23 protein-coding genes and 1 tRNA gene are annotated in these 25,167 nt (G+C 73.0%); 11 read left to right on the forward strand and 13 right to left on the reverse strand.

Annotated elements, in window-relative coordinates:
- Positions 1 to 99 precede the first annotated feature (99 nt).
- Positions 100 to 984: a peptidoglycan DD-metalloendopeptidase family protein gene (locus ACQEUU_RS13315; RefSeq protein ID WP_433064976.1), complete on the reverse strand. Its 885-nt coding sequence runs from the start codon at positions 982 to 984 to the stop codon at positions 100 to 102.
- A gap of 174 nt (positions 985 to 1,158) precedes the next feature.
- Between ACQEUU_RS13315 and dnaG the strand changes: the two genes are divergently transcribed.
- The gene (dnaG, locus tag ACQEUU_RS13320; RefSeq protein ID WP_433064978.1) at positions 1,159 to 3,000 is read left to right on the forward strand and encodes a DNA primase; all 1,842 of its coding nucleotides are present in this window, start codon (positions 1,159 to 1,161) and stop codon (positions 2,998 to 3,000) included.
- A 312-nt stretch (positions 3,001 to 3,312) separates the two neighbouring features.
- A complete protein-coding gene (gene rpoD, locus ACQEUU_RS13325; protein ID WP_372452512.1) occupies positions 3,313 to 4,416 on the forward strand; it encodes an RNA polymerase sigma factor RpoD in 1,104 nt (367 codons plus the stop codon).
- Between the two features lie 48 nt (positions 4,417 to 4,464).
- Here the strand turns inward: rpoD and ACQEUU_RS13330 are convergent, their stop codons facing one another.
- The 7 genes from ACQEUU_RS13330 to ACQEUU_RS13360 are packed head-to-tail and all read right to left on the reverse strand — an operon-like array spanning position 4,465 to position 13,097.
- A complete protein-coding gene (locus tag ACQEUU_RS13330) occupies positions 4,465 to 5,271 on the reverse strand; it encodes a transporter substrate-binding domain-containing protein (RefSeq protein WP_433064982.1) in 807 nt (268 codons plus the stop codon).
- Positions 5,268 to 6,647: a hypothetical protein gene (locus ACQEUU_RS13335; protein WP_433064985.1), complete on the reverse strand. Its 1,380-nt coding sequence runs from the start codon at positions 6,645 to 6,647 to the stop codon at positions 5,268 to 5,270. Before ACQEUU_RS13335 ends, ACQEUU_RS13330 begins: the two co-directional genes overlap by 4 nt.
- Positions 6,644 to 7,402: an FHA domain-containing protein gene (locus tag ACQEUU_RS13340; protein WP_433064988.1), complete on the reverse strand. Its 759-nt coding sequence runs from the start codon at positions 7,400 to 7,402 to the stop codon at positions 6,644 to 6,646. Before ACQEUU_RS13340 ends, ACQEUU_RS13335 begins: the two co-directional genes overlap by 4 nt.
- Positions 7,402 to 8,688, reverse strand: coding sequence for a VWA domain-containing protein (locus ACQEUU_RS13345; protein ID WP_433064990.1), 1,287 nt, complete (start codon positions 8,686 to 8,688; stop codon positions 7,402 to 7,404). The genes ACQEUU_RS13340 and ACQEUU_RS13345 overlap by 1 nt, the downstream gene beginning before the upstream one ends.
- Positions 8,681 to 9,769, reverse strand: a complete 1,089-nt coding sequence (locus tag ACQEUU_RS13350) for a PP2C family serine/threonine-protein phosphatase (RefSeq protein ID WP_433064993.1) — start codon at positions 9,767 to 9,769, stop codon at positions 8,681 to 8,683. The genes ACQEUU_RS13345 and ACQEUU_RS13350 overlap by 8 nt, the downstream gene beginning before the upstream one ends.
- Complete coding sequence (locus tag ACQEUU_RS13355; RefSeq protein ID WP_433064996.1) at positions 9,760 to 11,931, reverse strand: tetratricopeptide repeat protein; 2,172 nt, start codon at positions 11,929 to 11,931, stop codon at positions 9,760 to 9,762. Before ACQEUU_RS13355 ends, ACQEUU_RS13350 begins: the two co-directional genes overlap by 10 nt.
- Positions 11,928 to 13,097, reverse strand: coding sequence for a hypothetical protein (locus ACQEUU_RS13360; RefSeq protein WP_433064998.1), 1,170 nt, complete (start codon positions 13,095 to 13,097; stop codon positions 11,928 to 11,930). Before ACQEUU_RS13360 ends, ACQEUU_RS13355 begins: the two co-directional genes overlap by 4 nt.
- A 112-nt stretch (positions 13,098 to 13,209) precedes the next feature.
- On the opposite strand from ACQEUU_RS13360, the gene ACQEUU_RS13365 reads away from it, so the two are divergent.
- The 3 genes from ACQEUU_RS13365 to ACQEUU_RS13375 are packed head-to-tail and all read left to right on the forward strand — an operon-like array spanning position 13,210 to position 15,192.
- Positions 13,210 to 13,368, forward strand: a complete 159-nt coding sequence (locus tag ACQEUU_RS13365; protein WP_433065001.1) for a hypothetical protein — start codon at positions 13,210 to 13,212, stop codon at positions 13,366 to 13,368.
- 32 nt (positions 13,369 to 13,400) lie between these two features.
- A complete protein-coding gene (locus ACQEUU_RS13370) occupies positions 13,401 to 14,684 on the forward strand; it encodes an amylo-alpha-1,6-glucosidase (protein WP_433065004.1) in 1,284 nt (427 codons plus the stop codon).
- Between the two features lie 34 nt (positions 14,685 to 14,718).
- Complete coding sequence (locus tag ACQEUU_RS13375; RefSeq protein ID WP_433065006.1) at positions 14,719 to 15,192, forward strand: hypothetical protein; 474 nt, start codon at positions 14,719 to 14,721, stop codon at positions 15,190 to 15,192.
- A 107-nt stretch (positions 15,193 to 15,299) separates the two neighbouring features.
- On the opposite strand, the gene ACQEUU_RS13380 is transcribed toward ACQEUU_RS13375, so the two are convergent.
- Positions 15,300 to 15,626: a YtxH domain-containing protein gene (locus tag ACQEUU_RS13380; protein ID WP_433065009.1), complete on the reverse strand. Its 327-nt coding sequence runs from the start codon at positions 15,624 to 15,626 to the stop codon at positions 15,300 to 15,302.
- Between the two features lie 124 nt (positions 15,627 to 15,750).
- Here ACQEUU_RS13380 and ACQEUU_RS13385 point away from each other — a divergent pair.
- From ACQEUU_RS13385 to ACQEUU_RS13395, 3 genes are all read left to right on the forward strand, one after another.
- A tRNA-Asn gene (locus tag ACQEUU_RS13385) sits at positions 15,751 to 15,822 on the forward strand.
- A gap of 318 nt (positions 15,823 to 16,140) precedes the next feature.
- On the forward strand, positions 16,141 to 17,277 hold the full coding sequence (locus ACQEUU_RS13390) for a nitric oxide synthase oxygenase (protein WP_433065012.1): 1,137 nt from the start codon (positions 16,141 to 16,143) through the stop codon (positions 17,275 to 17,277).
- A 41-nt stretch (positions 17,278 to 17,318) separates the two neighbouring features.
- Complete coding sequence (locus ACQEUU_RS13395; protein WP_433065015.1) at positions 17,319 to 18,092, forward strand: enoyl-CoA hydratase-related protein; 774 nt, start codon at positions 17,319 to 17,321, stop codon at positions 18,090 to 18,092.
- Positions 18,093 to 18,140: 48 nt separating this feature from the next.
- Here the strand turns inward: ACQEUU_RS13395 and galK are convergent, their stop codons facing one another.
- Entirely contained in the window at positions 18,141 to 19,256 is a 1,116-nt protein-coding gene (galK, locus tag ACQEUU_RS13400) for a galactokinase (RefSeq protein WP_433065018.1), read from the reverse strand.
- Between the two features lie 73 nt (positions 19,257 to 19,329).
- On the opposite strand from galK, the gene ACQEUU_RS13405 reads away from it, so the two are divergent.
- Positions 19,330 to 20,166: a 1-aminocyclopropane-1-carboxylate deaminase/D-cysteine desulfhydrase gene (locus ACQEUU_RS13405; RefSeq protein WP_433065020.1), complete on the forward strand. Its 837-nt coding sequence runs from the start codon at positions 19,330 to 19,332 to the stop codon at positions 20,164 to 20,166.
- Here the strand turns inward: ACQEUU_RS13405 and ACQEUU_RS13410 are convergent.
- From ACQEUU_RS13410 to ACQEUU_RS13420, 3 genes are all read right to left on the reverse strand, one after another.
- On the reverse strand, positions 20,100 to 20,771 hold the full coding sequence (locus tag ACQEUU_RS13410) for a DUF6766 family protein (protein WP_433065023.1): 672 nt from the start codon (positions 20,769 to 20,771) through the stop codon (positions 20,100 to 20,102). The genes ACQEUU_RS13405 and ACQEUU_RS13410 overlap by 67 nt on opposite strands.
- A 79-nt stretch (positions 20,772 to 20,850) precedes the next feature.
- Positions 20,851 to 21,228 (reverse strand): hypothetical protein, encoded by a 378-nt coding sequence (locus ACQEUU_RS13415; RefSeq protein ID WP_433065025.1) that lies wholly within the window; start codon positions 21,226 to 21,228, stop codon positions 20,851 to 20,853.
- 34 nt (positions 21,229 to 21,262) lie between these two features.
- A complete protein-coding gene (locus ACQEUU_RS13420; RefSeq protein WP_433065028.1) occupies positions 21,263 to 21,811 on the reverse strand; it encodes a hypothetical protein in 549 nt (182 codons plus the stop codon).
- Positions 21,812 to 21,925: 114 nt separating this feature from the next.
- Between ACQEUU_RS13420 and ACQEUU_RS13425 the strand changes: the two genes are divergently transcribed.
- Positions 21,926 to 22,642 carry a TetR/AcrR family transcriptional regulator gene (locus ACQEUU_RS13425; protein WP_433065031.1) on the forward strand — a complete coding sequence of 239 codons (717 nt, stop codon included), beginning with the start codon at positions 21,926 to 21,928 and terminating at the stop codon, positions 22,640 to 22,642.
- 28 nt (positions 22,643 to 22,670) lie between these two features.
- Positions 22,671 to 25,157 carry a PEP/pyruvate-binding domain-containing protein gene (locus ACQEUU_RS13430; protein WP_433065033.1) on the forward strand — a complete coding sequence of 829 codons (2,487 nt, stop codon included), beginning with the start codon at positions 22,671 to 22,673 and terminating at the stop codon, positions 25,155 to 25,157.
- The last annotated feature ends 10 nt before the right edge of the window (positions 25,158 to 25,167 follow it).

Raw genomic sequence — 25,167 nt, forward strand, 5'->3', positions numbered from 1 at the left:
GGACGGGACACCTGGCGCCGGCGGTCACGCTGCTCGCCCCACCGGAGACCACCTGGCCCCGGGGACGCCTGAGGGCGCCTCAGGGCCTCAGGGGACGCCTCAGGGGGCGCCGCCGAGGACGCCCACCGACTCGGTCGGCGACAGCGTGATCGCGAAGTCCGGTGTGGGGGTCGCGCGGGTCCGCTTCCGCTTCCGCGTCGGGGCCGGGGTCGGGGTCTCGGACGGCGCGGACGACTGCTGCCTCGCCCCGCACAGCACCCGGCACGGCGGCGTCTCACCCAGCTTGCGGCGCAGCGCCAGCGTCTCCTTGCGGGGCGAGAGCGTGCGGTTGCCGGTCTTCCAGGCGTCGAGATAGTCCCACGGCTCCACCATGCCGCGCCGTACCCACCACAGCGACGGGTCGGTCTTCCAGGAGATCGCGAAGTAGAGGTTGGACCCGGTGTCGCGGGCGTTGCCCGAGGTGCCGACCCGGCCCAGCACCCGGCCGCCCTTCACCCGTACGCCTGGCTTGACGCCCTCGGCCACGCTGTCGAGGTGCCCGCCCAGGTAGAGCACCCCGTCGTCGCCGACGATCGTCACGAACCTGCCCTCGCGGTGGGCGCCCACGTCGGTGGACGGCAGCCACCGGTTGGCGGTGTTGACCTCGTGGACCACGCCGTCGACCGGCGCGACGAACGCGCACCCGCGCCGCGCCCAGATCGTCGTCTTCGGCAGCACCAGCAGCTTGCGCTGGTAGCTCACCTCACAGTCCTCGACGGGGAAGGTGTAGGTGTGGTCGGACAGCTTCGGCGGCGGCACCCGCACCGGCTCGCCGCCGTCGGGCGCCTCGGCCGGGCCCTGCGAGGCCGGCGCGGGCGTCGGCGAGCTCGGACCGGGGGTGGCCGCCGTGCGCACCCCCGCGATCCCGGCCGGCTGACTGCAGCCGCCCACCAGCAGCACGACGCCGGTCGACGCCGCCACCAGGCCGATTCGCCCCGCTCGCATGATCTCCACCGTATCTGAGTGCAACCTTTACCTTTGTAGCCGACAGGGAGCGGTCCCATAACGTCTTCCGGCCAACGGGCGCCACCTGTTCCACCTCGATGATCGCCCCGCGTCCCGCAGGTCACATCGCTCTCAATGAGGGAAGTGTCGGGGGAGCCGAATAGACTCACCGGCGTGGCCGGCCGGATTCGTGATGTCGACATCGCGCTCGTACGCGAGCGCTCCCCGATCGCCGACGTGATCGGCGAGCACATCCAGTTGCGCAACGCGGGCGGCGGCAACCTCAAGGGGTTGTGCCCGTTCCACGACGAGAAGACCCCCTCCTTCAACGTCACCCCCGAGCGGGGGATGTTCTACTGTTTCGGCTGCTCCGAAGGCGGTGATGTGATCACCTTCGTCGAGAAGGTCGAGCACCTGACCTTCGGCGAGGCGGTCGAGCGGCTGGCGCAGCGGGCCGGCATCCAGCTGCAGTACGAGCAGGGCGGCTACGTCCCGCGCCGCGACCACGGGGAGCGGGCGCGGCTGATCGAGGCCCACCGGCTGGCCGCGGAGTTCTACGCCGGCAAGCTGTTCGGGCCCGACGCGGGTGCGGGGCGGCGGTTCCTGTCGGAGCGGGGGTTCGAGCGGGCCGACGCGGAGCAGTTCCAGGTCGGTTACGCGCCGGCCGAGTGGGAGGCGCTGACCCGCCACCTGCTGTCGTGTGGGTTCAGCGCCGAGGAGCTGGTCAAGGGCGGGCTGGCCAAGCAGGGGCGGCGCGGGCCGATCGACCGGTTCAGGGGGCGGCTGATCTGGCCGATCAAGGACGCGACGGGCGACGTGATCGGGTTCGGCGCGCGCAAGCTGCTCGACTCCGACGACGGCCCCAAATACCTCAACACGCCCGACTCGCCGCTCTACAAGAAGAGCCAGGTGCTCTACGGCATCGACCAGGCCAAGCGGGAGATCTCCAAGCGCGCCCAGGCGGTGATCGTCGAGGGCTACACCGACGTGATGGCCTGCCACCTGGCGGGCGTGCCGACGGCGGTGGCCACCTGCGGCACCGCGTTCGGCGAGGAGCACATCAAGATCCTGCGCCGGTTCCTGCTCGACCAGGCCGAGTTCCGGGGCGAGGTGATCTTCACCTTCGACGGCGACGCCGCCGGGCAGAAGGCGGCGCTGCGGGCGTTCGCCGACGAGCAGAAGTTCGTCACGCAGACCTACGTCGCCATCCAGGCCGACGGGCTCGACCCGTGCGACCTGCGGGTCAAGCAGGGCGACGCGGCGGTGCGCGACCTGGTCGCCAGCCGCGAGCCGCTGTTCCAGTTCGCCATCCGCAGCACGATCGACCGCTACGACCTGCGCAGCAACGAAGGCAAGATCGCGGCGCTCGACGCGGCGGCGCCGATCGTGGCCGGCATCAAGGACGCCGGGCTGCGCAAGCGCTACGCCGTCGACCTCGACCGGTGGCTGGGCTTCATGGACGAGCGGTTCGTCATGGACCGCATCGCCGAGGTGGGCCGGGCGCAGGCCGGCCGCCCGCGGCGCGTCTCCCGGCCGGCGCCGGTGGACCCGCACGTCCGGGTGGAGGCCGAGCTGCTCAAGCTGGCCGTGCAGCGACCGGCGCTGCTCGGGCCGCGCTTCGACGCGCTCGACGCCCAGGCGTTCACCGCGCCCGACCATGTGACCCTCCACCGGCTGATCGCGGCGGCGGGCGGGCTGGCGGCTGCGGGCCACGGCGGCCGCCCGTGGGTCGACCGGCTGCTGGAGCACGCCCACGAGGAGGGCGCGGCGGCGCTGGTGACCCGGTTCGCGGTGGAGCCGATCCAGGCCGACTCCCATGCCGAGGAGCGCTACGCGGGGGCGATGCTGGCGGCCATCGAGGCCATCGCGGTCGACCGGGCCATCGCTCAGGTCAAGTCCCGCATCCAGCGCCTCAACCCGGTCGAGGAGCAGCAGGAATACAACAAGCTGTTCGGCGAGCTGGTGGCGCTGGAGCAGCAGCGCCGGGTGCTGCGCGACCGGGCCGCGGGCAGTTAACGGCGGACGTACCCGTCCGCCGTGCGGACTGCCGGTGGCAGACGCCCGTAATGCCCCTGCAAACCGGCATCCCGGCAGCCTGTCCCACGTCGCCGGCTCCGCGTGGAGCCGGCCACACCAATCCTGAACACGTAATTGACTTTACTTTCCTGATCAAACTCTGGCTAAACCTAAATAGGATCTCAATTCGGTAAGGGCGATGGTCTTACCTTCGGTGACAAAAATGGGTCTGCCATTTTATGGAACCAATACTGCAGACTGTCTCCCGTGGGTGCATCGGTGCTGTCAAGTGGACCGCCATCCGTAGATCAGGTGGCGGACCTCGTCGCGAAAGGAAGGGAGCGCGGAAGCGTAACCGTCGATGACGTCGCAGCCGCGCTCGACCGATCCGAGCTTCCCTCCGACGCGCTCGAACGCGTCGTGCGGATGCTCGCCGAGAACGGTGTGGAGGTCCTCGAGCCCCAGGGCGACGAGGAGACCACCCGCGCCGATGAGGAAGACGTAGGCAAGCGGGCGCCGACCAGTGATCTGGTCCGTATCTACCTTCGGGAGATCGGCCGTGTGCCACTGCTGACGGCGGAAGAGGAGGTGGAGCTCGCCAAGTCGATCGAAGCCGGCCTGTTCGCGGAGGACAAGCTCGGCAACGGGGTCTCGCGTCTGGCCTTCCCTGAGTTCAGGGAGCTCGTCTGGCAGGGCACGCGGGCCAAGCAGCGCCTCATCGAGGCCAACCTGCGGCTCGTGGTGTCGATCGCGAAGCGGTACGTCGGCCGCGGGATGCTGTTCCTGGACCTGATCCAGGAGGGCAACCTCGGGCTGATCCGGGCCGTGGAGAAGTTCGACTACACCAAGGGCTACAAGTTCTCGACCTACGCCACCTGGTGGATCCGTCAGGCGATCACCCGGGCGATCGCCGACCAGGCGCGGACCATCCGCATCCCCGTGCACATGGTGGAGACGATCAACAAGCTCGTCAGGGTGCAGCGGCAGCTCCACCAGGACCTCGGCCGCGAGCCGATCCCTGAGGAGATCGCCAAGGAGATGGACCTCCCCGTCGACCGGGTGGTGGAGATCCAGCGCATCGCGCAGGAACCGGTGTCGCTGCAGTCTCCGATCGGTGAGGAGGACTCCGACCTCGGTGACTTCATCGAGGACGCCGACGCGGTCGTGCCCATGGAGGCGGCGGCGTTCATCATGCTGCAGGACCAGCTCGACGACATCCTGGCGACCTTGTCCGACCGCGAGCAGCGCATCATCCAGCTCCGCTTCGGCCTGGCCGACGGCCATCCGCGCACGCTGGAGGAGGTGGGCAGGGAGTTCGGCGTGACGCGCGAGCGCATCCGGCAGATCGAGTCGAAGACCCTGGCCAAGCTCCGCCACCCGACGAGGGCGCAGATGCTGCGCGACTATCTGGACTGAGTGCGGTCCCGACGGCGGGCCGGGGAGCCTCCCCGGCCCGCCGTCGTGTCACGAGCAGCCCTCGAACTGCGGCACCGCGACCGTGTCGAAGTCCAGGCCGGTGCCGCCGAACCACTCGCGCAGCAGCTTGGCGGCGGTCCCGTCCTGGTACATGTCGGTGATCGCCCGGTTGACCTCCTCGCACCCGGCCACGTCTCCACGGCGCAGGCCGATGCCGGTCCGCTGCTCGTTGAACTGGGCGTTGGCCAGGCGCAGCCCGCCGCCGTCCTGCTTGGCCAGCCCGGCCAGGATGACGTCGTTGGTGGTGATGGCGTCGACCTGGTCCTGCTTCAGCGCCAGCATGCACGCCTGGTAGTCGGGGTACGGCTTGACCTCCGCCGCCACCCCGCGCTCCTCGACCACCCGCTGGGCCGCGTTCGAGCCCTCCACCTCACAGATGCGCCGGCCCCGAAGGTCGCGCACGTCCTTGATCCGGTTCTCGTCCGGGCGGATCAGGATGTCCTGGTAGGAGATGTGGTACGGGCCCGCGAACAGCACCTTCTGCTTACGGTCCTCACTGATCGTGTACGTGGCCACCACCAGGTCGGCCTCTCCGGAGAGCACGGCGTCCTCGCGGTCGGCGGCCAGCACCGGGATCAGCCGGTGTTTCTTGCCGAGCCGCTCGGCGACGTAGGCGGCCACGTCGACGTCGAAGCCCTCGAACCCGCCGCCCTTGCGGAATCCCACCGACGGCAGGTCGGGCCGGACGCCGATGACGATCTCGTCCTTGTCGAGCAGGGACTCCGGCGTCCCGGCGCCGCATCCGGCGGCCACCAGAGCGACCGCCGCGAGCATCACGATCATCAGCCGCTTCAACGGTACTCCCTCAGTCGTGGCCACACGCCCAGGGCGAGCAGCACGCCGATGCCGCCGGCGGCGAACGGCAGCACGGCCCACAGCTCGTCCAGCGCCCGCTCGCCGCGGCCGACCGCCGAGGCGAAGACGCTCTGCTTGCGGTCGGCGATCTTCACCAGTTCGGCGTCGTACTTCTTGAACGCCTGCCGCACCTCGCCGAGCCTGATCGCGACCGCCTCGCCGGTGCGGCCGGCGGCCGCCCGGGTGCGCATCAGGGTGTCGGCCTCCTGGTAGCGGAGGTAGGCGTCGAGCGCGGGCTCGGCGGTCGCGCCGGTGAGCTCGGGGCCCAGCATGCCCCGGAAGTCCCCGGCCTTCCGCACCGCGGTCTGGTACTTCACCAGGCTCCCCGCCTCCACGTACATCAGCCGCTGCGACGCGTCCAGGAACCGGTGCTCGTAGGTGTCGGCCCGCTCCTCGTCCAGCAGGAAGCGGCTCTGGTCGCCCTGCATGCTGTTGCCGATGGCGCGGGCCCTGGCCAGGTGCACCATCGAGTCGAAGCCTTCGAGCTTGGCGGTCCGCAGGTGGTCGAGGTCCCGCTGGATCACGTTCAGCCCGGCCACGGTCACGCCCACGGTCACCAGGGTGGCGCCGACGAGCGCGAGCCCGAACACCCGGCGGAACCGCCGGGCCAGATACACCTGGAGATACACCAGGCACCCGAGCGCGAGCAGCCCGGCCACGATCACCGCGGCCATCAGCAGCGGCAGCGTCCCTGCGGTGTCGTCGTAGGTGCGGCGCACGATGGTGCCGCTCTCCAGCGTCAGGTTGTAGGCCTGCGGCAGCAGCTCCTGGCGCATGAGGTCGGTGGCGTCCCGGTAGACGCCCAAGGCCGAGGCGGGCGGCTCCCCGGGGGCGTGGCTGGACTGGCTGTCGAGCAGCAGCGCCCGCGCGACCAGTTGCTCGTAGCGGCCCAGCCCGTCCAGCACGGACTGGATGGTACGACGCTCGGCCTGGTCGTCGCCGGCCAGCTGGAACGCCTCCAGCAGCGCCAGGTTGGCGGCCGAACGTTGTCGCTCGTACCGCGCGAGGGCCTGCGGCTTCTGGGTCTGGTCGCCGGTGCCCAGCGCGAGCACGTCGGCGATCAGCGCGTCCATGTCGCTCAGCCCGAAGTACAGGCCGGAGGTGGCGACCACCTGAGGGCCGGCGTCACGGCCGATGAGGCGCAGGCCGTCGCCCGCCGTGGCGGCCCCGGCGACGACGGCGGCGAACAGCAGCGCGAGCGCCGCGACCGACGTCGCGGTGAGCGCCCGGATCCTACCGGGCACGCCGCGCCGGGACGGCGGCGCGGCGGCGGCGCTCGGGACGGGCGGCGCGGGCGGGATCGGAGTGACCGTCAAGGGGTGCCCTCCCTGATCGTGATCACGGTCCACGCGCCGAGATGGATGCGGTCGCCCGCGCCCACCGGGACCGGCACGTTCACCGTGACGGGCTTGCCGTTGACCTGGGTGCCGTTCGCCGAGCCCGGGTCGATCAGCGTCCAGGACCCGCCGGGCGTGGGGAGCAGCACCGCGTGCAGGCCCGACACGCCCGGGTCGGTCGGCGGCCCGGCGAGATCGATCTCGGGCACCAGGTCACGTCCCCTGCGGCTGCGCCCGATGCGCACCTGCTCGCCGACGAGCGGGAAGGAGCGTTCCGGGCAGTACGGGGGGAAGGCCATGGCCGCGGCGTCCGGGCCTCCCTGGGCGATGACCCGGTCGTAGTAGGCGCGGTCCGCTGCGGCCACCGCCTCCCACCGGGCGCCGGTCACCGGCGTCCGCGCGCCCGGCGCGCCGCCCGTGAAGGAGCCGCCCGCGATGGAGCCGCCCGCGATGGAGCCGCCCGCGGAGGAGGAGGCCGCGAAAGAGTGGCCGCACAGCTCGCAGAACGGGCCGACGCGCGGGGTCGCGCAGACCGGGCAGCTCTCCGCCGCCTCCGACGTCCCCTGCGACGCCCCTTGGGACGCCGTCTGCGACGTCCCGTGCGGCGCCGCCGGTCCGGACGGCTGATGCGCGGGCCCCGGCTGGGCGGCGGGCGAGGGCGCGGCGATCAGCGCCCCGCACACGTCGCAGTAGTCGTCGCTGCCCGACGCGTGGCCCTGCGGGCAGATCGCCATCAGCTGCCCTCCTGCGTCCCGCGGAGCCTGCTGGTGCGGACCGAGCCGGTGTCCAGCTCGATCTCGTCGGCCTTGTCGACGTTCCTGACCAGCCGGGCGGTGCCCTGGACAGGGTCGATCTCGACCACCTTGTCCAGCAGCCGCGCGGTGTCCTCCCGGCCCGAGTCGGCGGCGATCTTCCTGGCCTGGGCCAGCCGGGCGGTGGCGCCCGCCACGTCCCCGGCCGCGCGGGCGCTCAGCCCGGCCTGGATCAGCTCGTGCAGCTCCGCCTGGCCGGCGTAGTGGGCCACCTTGGGGTTGATGCGGGTGGACTGGGCGAGGTCGTCGGTCCACTGGGCGAGCACGTTCCCGGAGGCGAGCACCTCCTGCGTGTCGGGTCGCACCAGCTTCACCCACCCGGCCCTGATCTCCTGCCCGACCTGGCCCGGCGGGACCTCGACGCACAGGTGGTACTCGCGGTCCTCCCGCCCCCACGCGCCGGTCGGGTAGTCGCCGGTCAGCGGGTTGACGTCGGTGCGCTTGCCGGTCAGGTCGAGCAGCGTGGGCGACACCTGCTTGACGAACGTGAGCCTGGCGGCCTGCGGCACCCATATGCGCAGCGACAGGTCGGGCACGGTCTTGCCCATCGTGGTCTGGGTGATCCGGCGGAAGAACTCGGCCAGCTCGTGCTGGTTCCTGACGAACTCGAACGTGCCGAGCAGCGCCTCGGACACCATGCGGAGCTGGGCGGGCACCCAGTCGGCGCCGACGCCGAGGCTGTCGCAGACGAACTTGCCGCTCCAGGCGGCCAGTACGCTCGCGAAGACCTCCTCGCGCTCGTTGTTCTGGCCGTCGGTCATGAGGAGGGCGTGCCGGACCGCGTTCGGGTGTGCCGACAGCAGGTGGCCGGCCAGCTTGAGCCACTCACCGATCGCGGTGCCGCCCCTGGCGCCCAGCTGGGCGATGGCCCGCTGCGCCTCGGCCCGCGTCGCCGGGTTGGCGCGGGCCAGCCCGACGCCGCCGGGGTAGATCACCTTGGCCGTGGAGGTGCCGGAGATCACCGCGAAGTACGCGCCGTCGCGCAGCGTCTCGACGGCCGTGGCCGCGGCCGTACGGGCATCACGGATCTTGCTGCCGCTCATCGACCCCGACGTGTCCACGATGATCACTTCGGCGGTCTCGGTGGCGGTCTGGGCCGCGGCCTCGCCGGAGGAGCCGATCGTGAGGACGGCGTGCACCTGCCGGCCGTCCGTCGGCAGGTACTTGTTCTGGTCGATATGCAAGGTGAAGGTGGGCTGGTCACCCATGCGGGCCTCCTGGAGGGATCAGGGCGATGGTCACGTTGTCGTGGCCGCCGGAGTCCAGCGCGTGCCGCAGCAGCCGGCGGACCTGGTCCAGCGGGGTTCCCTCGGCGGGGAAGCGGTAGCCGTCGAGATAGCGCCACAGCCCGTCGCTGCACACCAGCAGCAGACCGGGTCCCGGCGGGGCGAACGCGCGCACGCGGGGACGGACGTCGGGAAAGTCGGCCCCGAGCCAGGCGGTGATCTCCCCGGTGGGCACGGCGTCGTCGTCGGTGAGCAGCGTGCCCTCCCCGCGTCCGTCGGCGGCGAGCCAGTAGGCGCGCGTGTCACCGGCCCAGCAGAGCGTGATCTCGCCCGGTCGTACCACGGCGGCCACGTAGGTACAGGCGGGGGCGTCGTCCGGCGAGGCGGCGAGCTTGCCGACCGCCGCGCCCGCCAGCGCGAACGCCTCCTCGTGCGAGCGGCCGTCCGCCAGCGCGGCGGCCGCGGCGGTCACCGCGACGGCGGCGGCCTCGTCGGCCCGGGGCGAACTCCCCACCCCGTCGCAGACCACGGCGACCGTCCCGGCCGTGACCGTTCCCACCGCGCCGGACCCCGCGCCCGGCGGAGCCGCCGCCCCGGCCGGAACCGTCGGCCCCTCCACCCCGGGGTCCGTCAAGACCCCCGCGTCCGCCGGCGCCGTCCGCGCGTCCGGAGCGGAACCGGGCCGGGCCGGACCGGTCTCCGGCGAGGTGGTCCGTGGGCTCGGAACGGTGTCCGGCGGGGGGGTCACCGGCATCGGCTGGGTCGAGGCGGCGGCTCGCGGCAGCGGCGCCCTGCGCAGAGGCAGGAGCGCGACCGCGTCCTCGTTGCGGGCCCGGCGCAGGCCGCGGTCCGTCACGGCCGCGGCGCCGTTGTCGAGCACCGTCTCCGCGTGGTCCCTGTCGGTGGTCTGGCGCAACCCGCACCGCTCGCAGTAGCCCTCCGCGTCCACGGCGGCGGCCCCGCAGGACTCGCAGGCGGGGGAGGTGAGCGGGTGGCCGCAGGACTCGCAGAAGGAGTCGCCCGGGGCCACGGACGACTCGCACAGCGGGCACGTCACAGCCACGTCCTGGGCCGTACGGAGTTGGCCAGGTCGACCAGCTCGTGCCGCTCCCGCCGCGTGCGCGCCGCGCCCGCCAGCTCGCGGTAGAGCGACTCCAGCCGTCCGCGCACGCCCCGCTCGGTGAGAGGGGTGTCCGCCACCTTCGCGCCCGGCCGCGCCTGGTTGGCGTCCAGCCAGGCGAGCGCGGCGCGCAGGAGCTCGGCCGTCAGCTGCTTGTGACGGCGCGGGTCGAGGTCGGCCAGCCTGCCGAGGCGCTCCCCGGCGGCGGTCAGCTCGGCGGGGTCCAGCAGCCGCCCGTCCTTGCGGGCGGCGGCGGCGACCAGCGCGAGCTGCGCGGCGACCCGGTGACTGGAGGAGGCGGGCACCTCGTCGAGCACCGCCGTCCACCCCGCCCTGGCCAGCCCGAATGCGGCGCTGACGTAGGCGTGGTCGGTCCGCCACACGCTCTCGTACCAGGGAACGGGATCGCGGCCGGCCAGCTCCAGCGTGAACCCGAGCGCGAGCTTGGGCGCCCGCTCGCCCGGCAGCGCCGACACGCACCGGTCGAACGACTCCACCGCAGCGCGGAGGTCACCGGCGGCGAGTCCCGCCACGCCGCGGTACCAGGTGACGCGCCAGTCGCCGGGCAGCGTCCGGTCCAGCTCGTCGAGCACGCGCCGGGCGTCCGCGTGGCCGTCCTCGGCCAGCAGCCTGGCCAGCGTCAGCCGCGTCTCCGGCGTCTCCGGCATCGCCCGCACCTGGGCGGCCAGCTCGTGCGGGTGGCTGCCGGCCAGCCCGGCCAGCGCCCCGGCCGCCGGGTCGGCCGGGTCGGCGAGCGGCACGGGCAGCGAGTTCACGGCCTCCACCGGGTCCAGCGCGCCGAGCACCCGCTGCGGGTCCTCGGTCAGCGCCGTGCCCGCCGCGTCCCGCGCGGGCCCGAACAGCGCGGACTGCGCCGGGTACGGCACGCCGTCCTCCAGCGCGCAGACCTCGCGCAGCACGCCGACGAGCTGCTCCTCCATCTCCTGGGCGGAAGCGAACCTGGCGGCCGGGTCCGGGTCGGTGGCGCGGCGCAGCAGCCGCGTGAACGACTCGTGGCCGCAGTCGGCCGGCAGCGGCTCGGCCACGCCGCCCCGGGTGGGGCTGAAGCCGGGAACGGCCAGCACGGCCAGCGTCCTGGCCACGGTGTAGAGGTCGGAGGCGACGGACGACGGCTGGGTGTCCAGCTCCGGCGCGTGGTAGCCGGTCGTCACCCAGGAGGAGCCCGGCGGTGAGCCGATACGCTGCACGGCGCCCAGGTCGATGAGCTTGAGCCGCCTGCCGACCCGGATCACGTTGGCCGGCTTGAGGTCGCAGTAGACCAGTCCGTTCTCGTGCAGGTAGGCCAGCGCGCGCAGGATCTCCCGCCCGTACATGAGCGTCTCCCGCAGCGGCAGCGGGCCCTGGCGGCGCAGCTCGTGCAGCGACTGGCCGCCGACGTACTCCATGACGATGTAGCCGAGGCCGCCGGAGCGCTGGAAGTTGAAGATCTTCACGATGTTCGGGTGGTCGACCATCGTCAGGAAGCGCCGCTCGGCCTCCGCCGCCGCGAGCGCCTCGGCGTCGGCGGTGTTGAGCAGGCCCTTGAGCACCATCCAGCGGCCGTCCAGGTTCTCGTCGGAGGCCAGGTAGATCCAGCCGAGGCCGCCGTGCGCCAGACACCCGAGGACCCGGTACTGGCCGCCCACCAGGTCGCCCTTGGCCAGCTTGGGGGTGAACGAGTAGGGGGTACGGCAGTGCGGGCAGAAGCCCTCGGTACGGCCCGGCCGCCCCTGCGCCGACCGGCCGACCGGCTTGCCGCAATCGAGCTTGGCGCAGAACCGCTTCTCCTCCTGCACCTGCGGGTCGGCCAGCACCGCGCTCGTGGGGTCGCGGTACGGCACGGACGGCAGGTCGGCGAGCTCCGCCAGCACCCCGGCCCGCGACCGCCCGCTGCTCGACGGCCCCGTCCTGCCGGAGCGGCCGGTCGAGCGCACCGGCCGGGTGGCTGACGAGGGCTGCGTCATGCCGGAGCCCCCGGTCCACACCCCGGCAGATCCGCCCGCCGGGGCGGCCGCCGGGGCCGGTGGGGCGGCGGCGCTGCCGCACAGGTCGCAGTACCCCTCGTCGATCGTGCCCGTGCAGCCCGGCTGCGCGCACGACGTCATCGTCCACCTCCGTGGATCGCCCGCTTGTACTGGTCGACGGCCGCGGCCGCCTTCGTCAGGTCGCACGGCGCGCTCCACAGCAGCAGCCGGGCCCGCTCATACAGCCGCATCACGTCCGGGTCCTCGACCAGGCCGGTGCGGGCCGCCTTGGCCTGGCAGGCTCCGAGCAGGCCGCGTAACTCCTCGCGCCTGCCCAGCAGCCCGTGCAGCGCCCGTGCCGCCGCCGTCGCCCTGGCCGTGGACTCCTCGGCCCGCCGTTCCAGCGCCGCCAGCCGCCGGCTCCGCTCCAGCCAGGAACCGGCCGCGACGTCCAGCTCCGCCAGCTCCGCCTCCAGCTCCGGAACGACGCTCCTGGGCTGCGCCTGCGGCGGCAGGGCGATCTTGACGACGACGGCGCCGTGCGCCAGCCGCGCCTGGCTCTCCGCCGCCCGTACGCCGTCGAGCGCGGCCTGCAGGTTCTCCCTGCGCGCGCCGTACTCGTCCTTGACCGCCAGCGCCTGCTCCAGGTCGGCGTGGACGCGCTCCAGCCCGCGGACCAGCGCGTCCAGCTCCTGCTTGACGTGGCCGGCCCCGAGCGGGTCGGCCAGCACGGCCTCCCGCAGCCGGGCCAGCTCGGCGTCCTGGCGGGCCAGGTCGACCGGCTCGCCCAGCCGGCCGCTCAGCTCGCGCGCGCCGGCCAGCGCGGCGGCGGCCGAGTCGACCCGGGGGAGCAGCGCCGACCAGACGGCGTCGATCTCGGTGAGCGCGTCGGTGGCGTGCTGGAAGGCGGCGTCCATGCGCAGCACCGTCTCGTCGAGCGTGAGCCGCTCCTCCACCGGGGGCAGCAGCGAGCGCTGCTCGACCGGCCTGGCGGGCGCCTTCAGCAGCACCGAGCGGCCCGACAGCAGCGAGGTGAGCGCCTCCAGCTGCTCGCCGCCGAGCCGGGACCGCTCGGCCCTGATCTTCTCCGCGTCGCGCAGCACCCCCCGGTACGCGTCGTACAGGGACCAGAGCGTGGCCAGCGCGCCCTGCGCGTCATCCCAGCGCCGCCGGGTCGCGTCGCGTAAGGAGGCGCTCCTGAGCACCTGGTAGGTCGTGTGCGACTCCAGATCGAGCAGGTCGCCCGAGATGCGGTCGCGCTCGGCGGCCCGGGCGCGCAGCGCGTGATCGGCGCCTTCCCTGCTCATGGGTGGTCCCTGGCTCATCACGCTCCCGTGCGGTAGGGGGGACCCTGACTTGTCCCTGATTGAACCCTGCCATGCCTGCAATCCGCTTAAAGGATCTCGTACGGTCGAGGACATGGGACGCATCTTTTTGGCGATCGCAGCCGTAATCGCCGCATTCATCCTGCTCGGGCCGCTCGTCGGTTTCCTCTTCGACCTGGTGAAGTGGGGTCTCATCATCGGCGCCGTGGCGTTCGGTGTCATGTTGCTGGCGAAGCGAGGCAGCAGAACGTAGCGCCCACGGGTCAACCGGCGCATAGTGGGTGGATGGAGGCGCGGCCCGCGGTCGACGACGCCGCGCTCGGGCGCGAAGCACTGTCCGTGCTCGACGCGAACTGGACGGGAAGTGCCACCGTGCCCGCGCCCGGCCTCTACCCGCACCAATGGAGCTGGGACTCCGCGTTCGTCACCATCGGCCTGGCCAGGCACCGCCCCGACCGGGCCCGCGCCGAGCTGCTCAGCCTGCTGGACGGACAGTGGGAGACCGGGATGCTCCCGCACATCGTCTTCCACACGCCCGAGGCGTACTTCCCCGGCCCGGCCGTGTGGCGCTCGCAGGACCACCCGGCGGCGCCGCGGGTGCTCACCTCAGGGCTGACCGCCCCGCCGCTGCACGGACTCGCGCTGTGGTGGCTCTACCGGCACACCGGCGACGCGGCCTTCGTCAGGAGGGCCTTCCCGGCCCTGGCCGCCCAGCACGCCTACCTCGGCGGCGCCCGCGACCTCGGCGGCGTGGGACTGGCCGCCATCGTGCACCCGTGGGAGTCGGGCATGGACGACAGCCCGGCATGGGACGACGCGCTCGCCGCGCTGCCCGAGATCCGCTACGGGTACCGCAACGTCGGCCTCGACGAACGGCACCCCGACAGCGACCACGACCGCTACGTGTGGCTGGCCCTGCGCTACCGCAACGCCGGCTACCGCCCCGAGTACCTGAGGGACGAGCACCCGTTCGCCATCGAGGACCCGCTGTTCAACGGGATCTGGCTCGCCTCCTGCCAGGCGCTGGCCGACCTGGCCCCCGTCGCAGGAGCCGACCCCGCGCCGCACGCCGAACAGGCCGAGCGCATCAGGCACGCCCTGCTCGACCGGCTCTGGGACGGCGGCTGCTTCTACGCCCGCGACCTGCGCGGCGACCGGCTCGTCCGGATCTGCACCGTCGGCGGGTTCGGGCCGCTGCTCGACCCCGGTCTGCCCGCCCAGCACGTGGCCACGGCCGTCGAGGTGCTGGAGTCGGCCCGGTTCATGGGCGCCACCGGCTACCCGGTGCCGAGCTGCGAGATCCGCGCCATCCAGTTCGACCGCACCCGCTACTGGCGCGGCCCGTCCTGGGTGAACACCAACTGGCTGCTGCGCCACGCCGCCGCCGTGCACGGCCTGGACTCGCTCGGCCAGCAGCTCACCAACGGCACCCTCCGCCTCGTCAGGCAGGCCGGGTTCCGCGAGTGCTTCGACCCGTTCGACGGCAGCGGGCGCGGCTGCCGCGACTTCTCCTGGAGCGCGGCCCTCACCCTCGACCTGCTTGCGGACGCGGGAGAGACGAACCCCTGATCCGCCCGCCGGCACGCGCGGATACGGTGAAGAGGTGAACGTCTTCCGCCGCCTGCCCATCGATGTCCGCGCCTCCTTGACCACCGAGCCGGGGGAGCGGGTGCTCGCCTTCACCTCTTCGGACGACGGTCATCTGGTGGCCACCACGCTGGCCCTGTTCCTCCCCGACGGCACGAAAGTCCCGTACGAGACCGTCGACAAGGCGTCGTGGGACGAGTACGGGCTGCGGCTGATCACCACCGGCGGAGACCGCCACGAGGTGCGGGTGCCCGAACCCCGGCTGCTGCCCGAGACCCTGCGCGAGCGCGTCAACGCCACGATCGTGGTCAACAAGCACGTGCAGCTGCCCGGCCGCGGCGGCGTCCGCCTGGTCGCCAGGCGCAGGCCGGGCGGCGAGGTCATCGGCTGGAACCTCGTGTTCGACGAGGGCCTCGACCCCGAGGACCCGGGCCTGCGGGCCCAGGCCGAGCAGGCGCTCGAAGGCATGCGACGCAGCATGGGCGTCTGACAGGGGACGGCGGACCGCCTTGACGGCGATCCGCCGGTCCCTCATCAGTCGATCCACCCCGGCCCGAGGGCCGGGACGCCATCATCGGAAACCCCGGTGAGTCTCCGTCAGTACGGGATGCCCGTACGGTCGGACGCGGTCGTCTCGCTGACCTTCTCATCCGGCCAGCCGGTGCCCTGGTCGGCACCCGTCCCGGTCCGGTCCTTCTTGCCGAACGGCATCTTGTCCTGCAACGGCCCGCTCATTTTCGACCGGGCCATCTCGCCGACCTTCGACGCCTTGGCCCCCATCACCCCCGCGGCCTCCTGGACCCGGGGGTTGTCGGCCACGCGCTGGGCCGTCCGCTTGATCTGCTCGTACCGTTCACGTCCTGCTCGGCTGCCGAGCACGTACCCAACAGCCAGCCCCATGACGAATGGCATTCGATACCGCATGTTGCACCTCCGCTCCCACGGCTACCCCGTTGACGATGCGACACGCACTCCAGGAGTGCGCTAATCTATTCGTGCGCCCGACGGAGCGGCCTAAACCGCCCTCCGATCAGCGCGGATCACCCGATCCCGCGTAGCTCAACGGCAGAGCAGCCGGCTGTTAACCGGCAGGTTAGAGGTTCGAGTCCTCTCGCGGGAGCTGACAAGCTGCGCACTGTGGGCCCCCTTCCTTGATCGAGGACAGGGGGCCTGAGTCGTTCCGGGGGCCACTCCCCGGCTTGGTCGCCGTTCCCGGCATGGACGCGGCGGATGGCCGACCGTGGTGAGGACTCACCGCTCGTAGCGGGAACGTCACACAGTTTCCCATTTTGCCGGACAGGAGCGGTCTCGACCGGCCAGTATGGGAGCTGCCGCGGACAAGCCGTCACGGCGGTGTGGAGAGGGCGCCGCCACCAGGACGTGCTGCCGGCCCGGAACCGGCGGGACGATCCGTGACCGGAAAAGTGCTGGTTGCTGCGTGCCTACCTGGATCAGATCGCTACGAACCCTCGATGCCCTGCCCCTGCCGAACAACCTCATCGAGCGCACCACCGACTACCACGAGGCCGAGCGCTTCGTCAGGCTCTTCCACACCGAGCACCCGAAGGCCGGCGGGCTGTCCGCGCGGCTGCGCGACGTGGCCAGGGAGATCGCCCGGCGCGGCTCGTACACGCACACGTACGAGGAGCTGGAGTTCGGCGCCCGGGTGGCCTGGCGCAACAGCAACCGTTGCATCGGCCGCCTGTACTGGAAGTCGCTGAAGGTGCGTGACCGCCGCCGGACGACGAGTGCCGAGGGGGTGGCCCTGGAGTGCGTGGAGCACCTGCGGGAGGCCACCAACGGCGGCAAGGTCAGGCCGGTGATCACGGTGTTCCCGCCCGACGTGCCCGCGCGTCCCGCGCCCCGGGTGCTGAACGAGCAGCTCATCCGTTATGCCGGATACCGTCAGCCCGACGGGTCCGTGGTCGGCGATCCCCGCCACGTCGAGCTGACCGAGCTGGTCCGTTCGCTGGGCTGGCGGGGCGAAGGGGGCAGGTTCGACGTGCTGCCGCTGGTGATCCGGCCGGGACGGGGGGAGCCGCTGCTCTGCAACCTGCCGGGCGACGTGGTGCTGGAGGTGCCGATCGAGCACCCCGAGTTCCCCTGGTTCGCCGAGCTGGGGCTGCGCTGGCACGCGGTGCCCGCGATCTCCGGCATGTGCCTGGAGATCGGCGGCATCTGTTACCCGTGCGCCCCGTTCAACGGCTGGTACATGGGGGCCGAGATCGGCGCCCGCAACCTGGCCGACACCGACCGCTACGACCAGCTCCCCGTGGTGGCCGAGCGGCTCGGGCTGGACCTCTCGACCGACCGGTCGCTCTGGCGCGACCACGCGCTGGTGGAGCTGAACGTGGCCGTGCTCCACTCGTTCGACAAGGCGGGGGTGACGATGACCGACCACCACACCGAGTCCCGCCGGTTCCTCACCCACCTGCGGAAGGAGGAGAAGGCGGGGCGGGCCTGCCCGGCCGACTGGTCCTGGATCGTGCCGCCCATCTCGGGCGGTGCGACTCCCGTCTTCCACCGCTACTACGACGACGCGGTGCTCAAGCCCAACTTCGTGGCGCGCCACTGAGAGGCGTTGCACCCCGATCTAGAAGATGGTTCGGTTGGCCCATGGCTGAACTCGTTCTCTCCTCGCTCGACCGGGGCGTGCTCACGCTCACCTTCAACCGCCCGGACCGGCTCAACGCCTGGACGGACGCCCTCGGCCGCCGGTACTTCGACCTGCTGGCCGAGGCGGAGAAGGATCCGGGGGTACGGGCGGTCGTCGTCACGGGAGCCGGCAGGGGCTTCTGCGCCGGGGCCGACTTCGAGGCGCTGGCCTCCATCCAGCAGGGCACGTACGAGGGGGAGCCGGACCCGCGGCCCAACACCTTTCCCATCACCATTGCCAAGCCGGTGATCGCGGCGGTCAACGGCGCCTGCGCCGGGCTGGGGATGGTGCACGCGCTCATGTGCGACCTGGTGTTCACCGCCGAGGACGCCAAGTGGACCACCGCCTTCTCGCGCCGCGGCCTGGTCGCCGAGTACGGACTGGGGTGGGTGCTGCCGCGCGTCATGGGGCAGCAGCGGGCCATGGACGTGTTGCTGTCGGGGCGGACGTTCAGCGGGCGGGAGGCGTGCGAGATGGGGCTGGCCCTGCGGGCGGTGCCCGGGGACCGGTTGCTGGACGAGGCGCGGGCGTACGCGGAGGAGCTGGCCGCGCTCAGCTCCCCGGCGTCCATGGCGGTGATCAAGCGTCAGGTCTGGGGTGACGGGATGGGGACGCTCGACGAGTCGTACCAGCGGGCGAGGGAGGAGATGCTGGCGTCGTTCGGCCGGCCGGACTTCGCCGAGGGCGTCGCCAGCTTCGTGGAGCGCCGCGCCCCGCGGTTCCCGCCTCTGTGAGGCGAGGGCTCTGTGAGGCGAGGGCTCTGTGAGGCGGGGCCGGAGAGGTCAGGTGAGCGGGTGGGCGCCGGGGGACGGCGTCGCCGGGAGGAAGCGGGGAGGCTCCCAGGAGCGCTCCGCGTAGGCCGACGTCACGGCCTGGCGGACCGCGTCCAGCCGGTCCTCGGCCACCAGGGCGATGGCCGAGCCGCCGAAGCCGCCGCCCGTCATGCGCGCCCCTCGCGCCCCGCCGCGGACGGCCGCCTCCACCGCCACGTCCAGCTCCGGCGACGAGACCTCGTACTTGTCCCGCAGCGACAGGTGGGAGGCGTTGAGCAGGGCGCCGATGTCGAGGGGCCGGCCGGCGCGCAGCAGGCCGACGACGGCCTCGACCCGGTGGCTCTCGGTCACCACGTGCTCGACCCGCCTGCGCTCGTCGCCCCGCAGCCGGGCCAGGGCCGCGCCCAGGTCGGTCACGTCGCGCAGCGCGGGCACGCCGAGGGTGCGCGCCGCCGACTCGCACTCGGCCCGCCGCTTGGCGTACTCGCCGCCGGCGTGCTCGTGGTGGACGCCGGTGTCGATGATGAGGACGCGCAGGCCGTGGGCGGCCAGGTCGAGCGGCACGTTGCGGGAGCCGAGGGTGCGGCAGTCGAGGAACAGCGCGTGTCCCTCCCGGCACAGCGCCGAGGCGGCCTGGTCCATGATGCCGCAGGGCATGCCGACGAACTCGTTCTCGGCCCGCCGGCCGAGCAGCGCCACCTCCATCGGGCTCAGGCCGAGCCCGTACAGCTCGTTCAGCGCGCACGCGACCGACACCTCCAGCGCGGCGCTGGAGCTGAGCCCGGCGCCCTGCGGGACGTCCCCGTCGACGGCGATGTCGGCCCCGCGCACCCGGTCGCCGAGCACGGCGAGGACGCCGACCACGTAGCGGGTCCAGCCCTCGGCCCGCTCGGGGCCCGCGAGGACCACCGGCTCGGGCGAGGGCGCCTGGAGCGACAGCAGGCGGATCGTCCGGTCGTCGCGCGGGCTGACCGCCGCGGTCACGCCCCACGGGACGGCGAACGGCAGCACGAAGCCGTCGTTGTAGTCGGTGTGCTCGCCGATCAGGTTGACCCGGCCGGGCGCCCGCCAGACGGTGGCCGGGTCCGCGCCGAAAGCGGCCCGGAAAGCTTCAACAACCCGCATAATCCAACACCCTTCAACAGGACCCCGACCGTAGACTAGCGGCACGGACGGTTCGATCGGCACCAGGAGGAGCGTGGAGGAGCTCAGGCATCCCGCGCTCGGCTCGGTGCGGGTCTTCCTCATGCACGACGACAACAAGGCGCGCAAGCTCCGCCACAACCTCGGCCACCCGCGCGTTCTCACCTTCGGCGGCGCCTACTCCAACCACATCAGGGCCGTGGCCGCCGCCGGGCGCCGCCACGGGTTCGAGACCATCGGCGTCATCCGGGGCGAGGAGCGGCTCCCGCTCAACCCGTCGCTGGCCTACGCCGCCGCCTGCGGGATGCGGCTCGACTATCTCGATCGCGCCTCGTACCGGCGCAAGCACACGCCCGAGGTGACGGCGCGGCTCCGCGAGCGCTGGGGCGACGTGGAGATCCTGCCCGAGGGCGGCAGCAACGCCGCCGCCGTCCGGGGCTGCGCCGAACTGCCCGCCGACATCCCGATCCCGTACGACGTCGTCTGCTGCCCGGTGGGCACCGGCGGCACGCTCGCGGGCATCTCGGCCGGGCTGCCGCCGGGCAAGCGGGCGCTCGGGTTCGCGGTGCTCAAGGGGGCCGGGTTCCTCGCGGGGGAGGTGGCCAGGCTGCAGCGCGAGGCGTGCGGGCGGGTCCTGGACAACTGGTCGATCGACCTCGACCACCATTTCGGCGGCTACGCCCACACCACGCCGGAGCTGGACGCGTTCGCCGCCGAGTACGGGGTGGAGCGGGTGTACGTGGCCAAGATGCTGCTCGGCGTCGTCGGACTGGCCGGCCGCGGCGCCTTCCCCGAGGGCGCCCGCGTCGTGGCCGTGGTGACCGGTCAGCCCTCGATCCCGGTGGCCGAGTGGGGCGCGCCGACCGGCTTGGACTCGGGCGAGCCGCGCTGACGCAGGTAGATCGAGAGCACCACCATCGACAGCACGGCGAGCAGCTCCGACTGCCAGTTCTGCAGGCTGCGGTTCCAGAAGTCGGGGGAGGTCACGTACGATCCCCAGCCGACCGGGTCGCGCAGGTCGGCGAGCCGCTCGGCGTTGTACGCCGCCTGCCCCGCCACAGACTGCGCCCCCCACGACAGCAGGAAGATCGCGCCCATGGTCAGGCCGAGCGAGTTGCTGTAGAGCCGCAGGCGCGCCCCTCCCGCCCTGGCCCAGGCGGGTGAGCCGGGCCGGGCGTGCGCGCCGACGAGCTGCTCCTGGTCGGACTCGGCTCCCTCCTTGCCGGGCTCCTTCGACTCCGGGGAGCCACGCTGCACCAGCCAGACGGTGACCATGATGAACAGGAAGAACTGGAGGTACTCCGACTGCCAGTTCTCCGCCACGTCCACCGCGTAGTCGGAGGAGAACGCGTACTGGAGCAAGGAGACCGGCTCGCCGCCGTTCACCAGCTGGCGCTCGTTGTAGTCCAGCCTGCCGGCCACGGCCTGCCCCGCCAGGCAGGCCAGGAACAGCACGAGGAAGGCGATGGACAGCGCGTTGTCCTTGAGCCGCCTCACAGGTGGGACCAGCCGATCGCGTAGACGAAGGCCAGCCCGGACACGATGACCAGGAGCGTCAGCGCGAACATCACCTTCATCAGCTCTCCACCCCGCACTCGTACGGCAGGTCGGGGACCGGCGCGCAGCCCGCGGCCACGACCCGCCAGCCGTCGCCGAAGTGGTGCAGGAACAGGGTGTCGCCCTCCAGCCGGACCTGCGCCTCGTCGTCCCAGACGCTCACCTCGGTGGGCCGGCCTCCGGGCCCGAGCCGCTGTTCGCGCAGCGCGTCCGCGCAGGTCTGGCCGGGGGCGGGCAGCTTCTCGGCCGTCTTGCGGGCCAGGAGCGCGCAGGCGGCCTCGAACCGTCCGGAGGCGAGGGCGGCGTGGAAGTGCTCCGCGGCCCGTGCCGGCCCTGCCGTGTCGGCCGCGCAGCCCGCGGCGAGCGCCGCGAGCAACGCTCCCACGACGAGTCTCATGGGCCCCTGATACCCGGGAGATCGTCCGGCATGCTCAGGGGCCGAGCTGCTCCAGGACGGGCGCGAGCAACGCGTTCAGCTCGCGGGTCAGCACCGTGACGGCCCGCACGGCGCTCTGCTCCACCTCGTCGTGCGGGCCCTCGGGCTCCGGCGGCAGGTCGTCGAGCGGCACCGGCGCCTCCACCAGCAGGCAGGCGCGCAGGAACGGGTGGCGGGCCAGGTCCTGCTGCGACGGCTCGACGTACTGGCCGAACGTCTCCTGCCAGTCGAGCCAGCCGCGGTCGCGCCACCAGGCGCGCGAACTGGTCAGCTGGGCCGGCAGCGGCGAGACGAGCCGGACGCGCGCGTTGAGCGAGCCGTCCCAGGTGTTGCGCACGCAGGTCGCCTCCAGCACCCGCCGGTCCCAGCGCACGTAGCCGGGCGACAGCGAGGGCGGCGTCGCCAGCTCCCAGGCCGCGCACGCGAACCGGACCGGCGCGATGTCGCCCCAGTCGAACGCGTCGAGGTTCTTGCGCACGTGCACGGCATAGCGCCCGTCACGGTCCCTGTCGAAGTCCTGGTCGACCCAGAACGCTCTGCCCATGAGCACTACCGTACGGCCCCGCCGGGGCGGGGTGGTCACCTTGTCGGCAGCTGGCGACTGATTAAATGACCGTATAAGCTGATCTGGTCACAATATTTTTGGGGTGAGCAGACGATGGCCAGACCAGGACGGCCGCCGCAGGACCCGGCCCGCCACCTGGAGCGGGCGCACCGCATCCTCGACGCCGCCGCCGAGCTGATCCTGCGCTGGGGCTACGACAAGACGACGATCGAGGACGTGGCCCGCGCGGCCGACGTCGCCAAGGGCACGATCTACCTGCACTGGAGGACCCGGGACGCGCTCTTCGGCGCGCTGCTCCGCCGCGACCGGGTCCGCATGGTGCGCCAGGTTCGCGAGGCCGGGCCGCGGACGCTCCCCGGCCTGATCGGCGCGCTGGCCGCCGCGCTGCAGGACCGGCCGCTGACCTGGGCGGCCATGGTCGGCGACTCGCAGGTGCTCGGCCGGCTCACCCGGCAGAAGTTCGAGGCCGAGGGCCCCACCGAGTTCGCCGCCGCCTTCGGCCGCTACCTGGACGAGCTGACCGATCTCGGCGCGGTCCGCGCCGACCTCGGCGCCGAGGAACGGGCCGCCGTCGTCATGGCGCTGCTCTACGGGTTCCTGGTCCCGCAGGCCATGCGGCCGGAAGGCCGGCGGCTGCCGGACGACCGCGTCACCGAACTGATCGCCGACGCGGCCGGCCGGGTTCTCGGCACCGGCGCGCCGCCCGGCCCCGAGGTCACCGAGGCCACCGGGGCCTTCCTCGCCGACCTGGAGGAGATCGCCTGCCGCCGGCTGGCCGGCTCCCTGGGCCCCGACGGGCGTGCCCTCTGATGTCCCTCCCTCGTACCAAGGAGACGCGATGAAGGCCGTACTCCCGCTCGACGCCGCCGGAGACCTCGCCACGGCGGGCGGCAAGGGCGCTTCCCTGGCGCGGCTGGCGACGGCGGGTCTGCCGGTGCCCGCAGGCTTCGTCGTCACCACCGACGCCTACCGGGCGTTCACCGGCGCGTTCCGGGACGAGATCCTCCAGGCCGCCGCCGCCGGGGACGCCGCCCGCGTCGCCGGGCTGTTCGCCGGGCGCGAGCTGCCGGACGACCTGGCCGCCGCCGTCCTGGCCGCCTACGCGGAGCTGGGCGACGGGGTGCCGGTGGCCGTGCGCTCGTCGGCCACCGCCGAGGACCTGCCGGACCTGTCGTTCGCCGGCCAGCAGGACACGTACCTGAACGTCCGGGGCGACACGCTCCTCGACGCGGTCAGGCGCTGCTGGGCCTCGCTCTGGAACGCCCGCGCCATCGCCTACCGCGACCGCCACGGCGTGCCGCACGCCGACGTGGCGCTCGCCGTGGTCGTGCAGGAGCTGGTGGACGCCGACGCGGCGGGCGTCCTGTTCACCGCGGACCCGGTCACCGGCGCCCGCGACGAGGCCGTGATCAACGCCGCCTGGGGGCTCGGCGAGTCCGTCGTCGGCGGCCACGTCACCCCCGACACCGTCGTGGTGTCGCGCGGGCGGGTCACGCGCTCCCGTACCGGGGACAAGGCCGTCATGACCGTGCGCACCGAGGACGGCACCCGCGACCGGCCGGTCCCCGACGAGCTGCGGCGCGCGCCCGTGCTGGACGAGCGGGAGGCGCTCGAGCTCGCCGCGCTCGGCACGCGGGTCGAGGAGCTGTACGGGACCCCGATGGACGTCGAGTGGGCCCGGCGCGACGGCGCGTTCGCCATCCTCCAGGCGCGCCCGATCACCGCGCTGGGCGAGCGGCACGAGGAGTGGAACGACTCGCTCAAGGGCGACCACCTGTGGACCGCGGGCAACCTGGGCGAGGCCATCCCCGACGTGATGACGCCCGCCACCTGGTCGTTCGTGCGGCTGTTCATCGGCGAGGCCATGCACGCCTCCACGCTGCCCGGCTTCGACCTGGTGGGCAACATCGGCGGCCGGTTCTACATGAACCTCAGCATCGCGCACTCCGTGGCGCGGGCGTTCGGGCTCAGGTCCGCGGTGAGCGCGCTGGAGCAGGTGTTCGGCAAGGTGCCGGCCGGGCTGGACGTGCCGTTGCTGGAGGCGTCCCGCTGGGAGCTGCTCAGGCGGGTCCTGCCGATGACGGTGAAGCTGCGGGTGCGGGTGCGCCGCAACCTGCGGGGGATGCGCGCGTTCCTGGCCGCCTCCCCGGAGCTCGCCGGCGACCTGCGCGCCCGGATCGCCGCCGCCGGCTCGGCCGCCGAACTGGCCCGGCTGGAGGAACGGGAGATCACGCCGTACCTGGTCACCGCCTCCCGGATGCTGGAGGCCGCGGGGCGGCAGGGCGGCGCGGCGCTGGTGCTCACCCGCGACCGGCTGCGCAAGCTCGCGGGCGAGCCGGACGCCGAGGCCATGCTCACCGGCGTGAACGCCGACGGCGAGCTGGCCAGCCTCGGCCTGCTCACCGGGCTCGGCAAGGTGGCCAGGGGAGAGATCACCCGCGAGGAGTTCGCCCGCCGTTACGGTCACCGGGGCCCGCACGAGTTCGAGATCTCGATGCCGCGGCCCGGCGAGGACCCGGCCTGGCTCGACGCCCAGCTGGCCGCGCTGGGCGACCTGCGCCAGGACACCGAGACGCTGCTGGAGCGCCAGCGCGAGGCGGCCGCCGCGGCCTGGGACCGGTTCGCCCGGCGGTACCCGCGCAAGGTCGCCGGGATGCGTGAGCGGGTCCGGCGCTGGAACACGATGGTGCGCGACCGCGAGACCGCCCGCTCGGAGGTGGTCCGCGCCTTCTGGATGCTGCGCGCGTACGTGCTGCGCGCGGGGGAGCTGACCGGGCACGGCGACGCGCTGTTCTTCCTGGACCGCGAGGAGATCGCCGCGGTGCTGCGCGGCGACACCGCCCCGCTGGCCGAGGTGCCCGTCCGGCGCGCCACCTACGAGCGCTACGCCGCGCTGCCCGCCTACCCGGCGCTGATCGCCGGCCGGTTCGACCCGGTGCGCTGGGCGGCCGACCCCGGCCGCCGCGCCGACCTGTACGACGCGCGCGGCGGGGTGCCGCCCCAGGACACCGTCACCGGCTTCCCCGGCGCCCCCGGGGTGGTGGAGGGCGTCGCCCGGCTGATCGGCGGGCCGGAGGAGGGCGACCGGCTCCAGCCGGGCGAGATCCTCGTGACGACGCTGACCAACGTGGGCTGGACCCCGCTGTTCCCCCGGGCGGCCGCCGTGGTGACCGACATGGGCGCGCCGCTGTCGCACGCCTCGATCGTGGCCCGCGAGCTGGGCATCCCGGCCGTGGTGGGCACGGGCAACGCCACCATGCGGCTGCGCGACGGCGACCGCGTCCGCGTCGACGGCGAGCGCGGCACCGTGGAGATCCTGACCTGACGATCAACGA

This window comes from Nonomuraea sp. CA-218870, assembly GCF_050936535.1.
In the GTDB taxonomy this organism is placed as follows: domain Bacteria; phylum Actinomycetota; class Actinomycetes; order Streptosporangiales; family Streptosporangiaceae; genus Nonomuraea; species Nonomuraea corallina.

Coding starts and splice junctions, on each gene's coding strand:
- ACQEUU_RS13365 (WP_433065001.1), top strand. CDS start 13,210: ATGGGACGCATCTTTTTGGCGATCGCAGCCGTAATCGCCGCATTCATC.
- ACQEUU_RS13420 (WP_433065028.1), bottom strand. CDS start 21,811: ATGGGCAGAGCGTTCTGGGTCGACCAGGACTTCGACAGGGACCGTGAC.
- ACQEUU_RS13380 (WP_433065009.1), bottom strand. CDS start 15,626: ATGCGGTATCGAATGCCATTCGTCATGGGGCTGGCTGTTGGGTACGTG.
- ACQEUU_RS13345 (WP_433064990.1), bottom strand. CDS start 8,688: ATGGGTGACCAGCCCACCTTCACCTTGCATATCGACCAGAACAAGTAC.
- ACQEUU_RS13370 (WP_433065004.1), top strand. CDS start 13,401: ATGGAGGCGCGGCCCGCGGTCGACGACGCCGCGCTCGGGCGCGAAGCA.
- ACQEUU_RS13315 (WP_433064976.1), bottom strand. CDS start 984: ATGCGAGCGGGGCGAATCGGCCTGGTGGCGGCGTCGACCGGCGTCGTG.
- ACQEUU_RS13425 (WP_433065031.1), top strand. CDS start 21,926: ATGGCCAGACCAGGACGGCCGCCGCAGGACCCGGCCCGCCACCTGGAG.
- ACQEUU_RS13360 (WP_433064998.1), bottom strand. CDS start 13,097: ATGAGCAGGGAAGGCGCCGATCACGCGCTGCGCGCCCGGGCCGCCGAG.
- ACQEUU_RS13415 (WP_433065025.1), bottom strand. CDS start 21,228: ATGAGACTCGTCGTGGGAGCGTTGCTCGCGGCGCTCGCCGCGGGCTGC.
- galK (WP_433065018.1), bottom strand. CDS start 19,256: ATGCGGGTTGTTGAAGCTTTCCGGGCCGCTTTCGGCGCGGACCCGGCC.
- ACQEUU_RS13340 (WP_433064988.1), bottom strand. CDS start 7,402: ATGGCGATCTGCCCGCAGGGCCACGCGTCGGGCAGCGACGACTACTGC.
- ACQEUU_RS13395 (WP_433065015.1), top strand. CDS start 17,319: ATGGCTGAACTCGTTCTCTCCTCGCTCGACCGGGGCGTGCTCACGCTC.
- ACQEUU_RS13430 (WP_433065033.1), top strand. CDS start 22,671: ATGAAGGCCGTACTCCCGCTCGACGCCGCCGGAGACCTCGCCACGGCG.
- ACQEUU_RS13355 (WP_433064996.1), bottom strand. CDS start 11,931: ATGACGTCGTGCGCGCAGCCGGGCTGCACGGGCACGATCGACGAGGGG.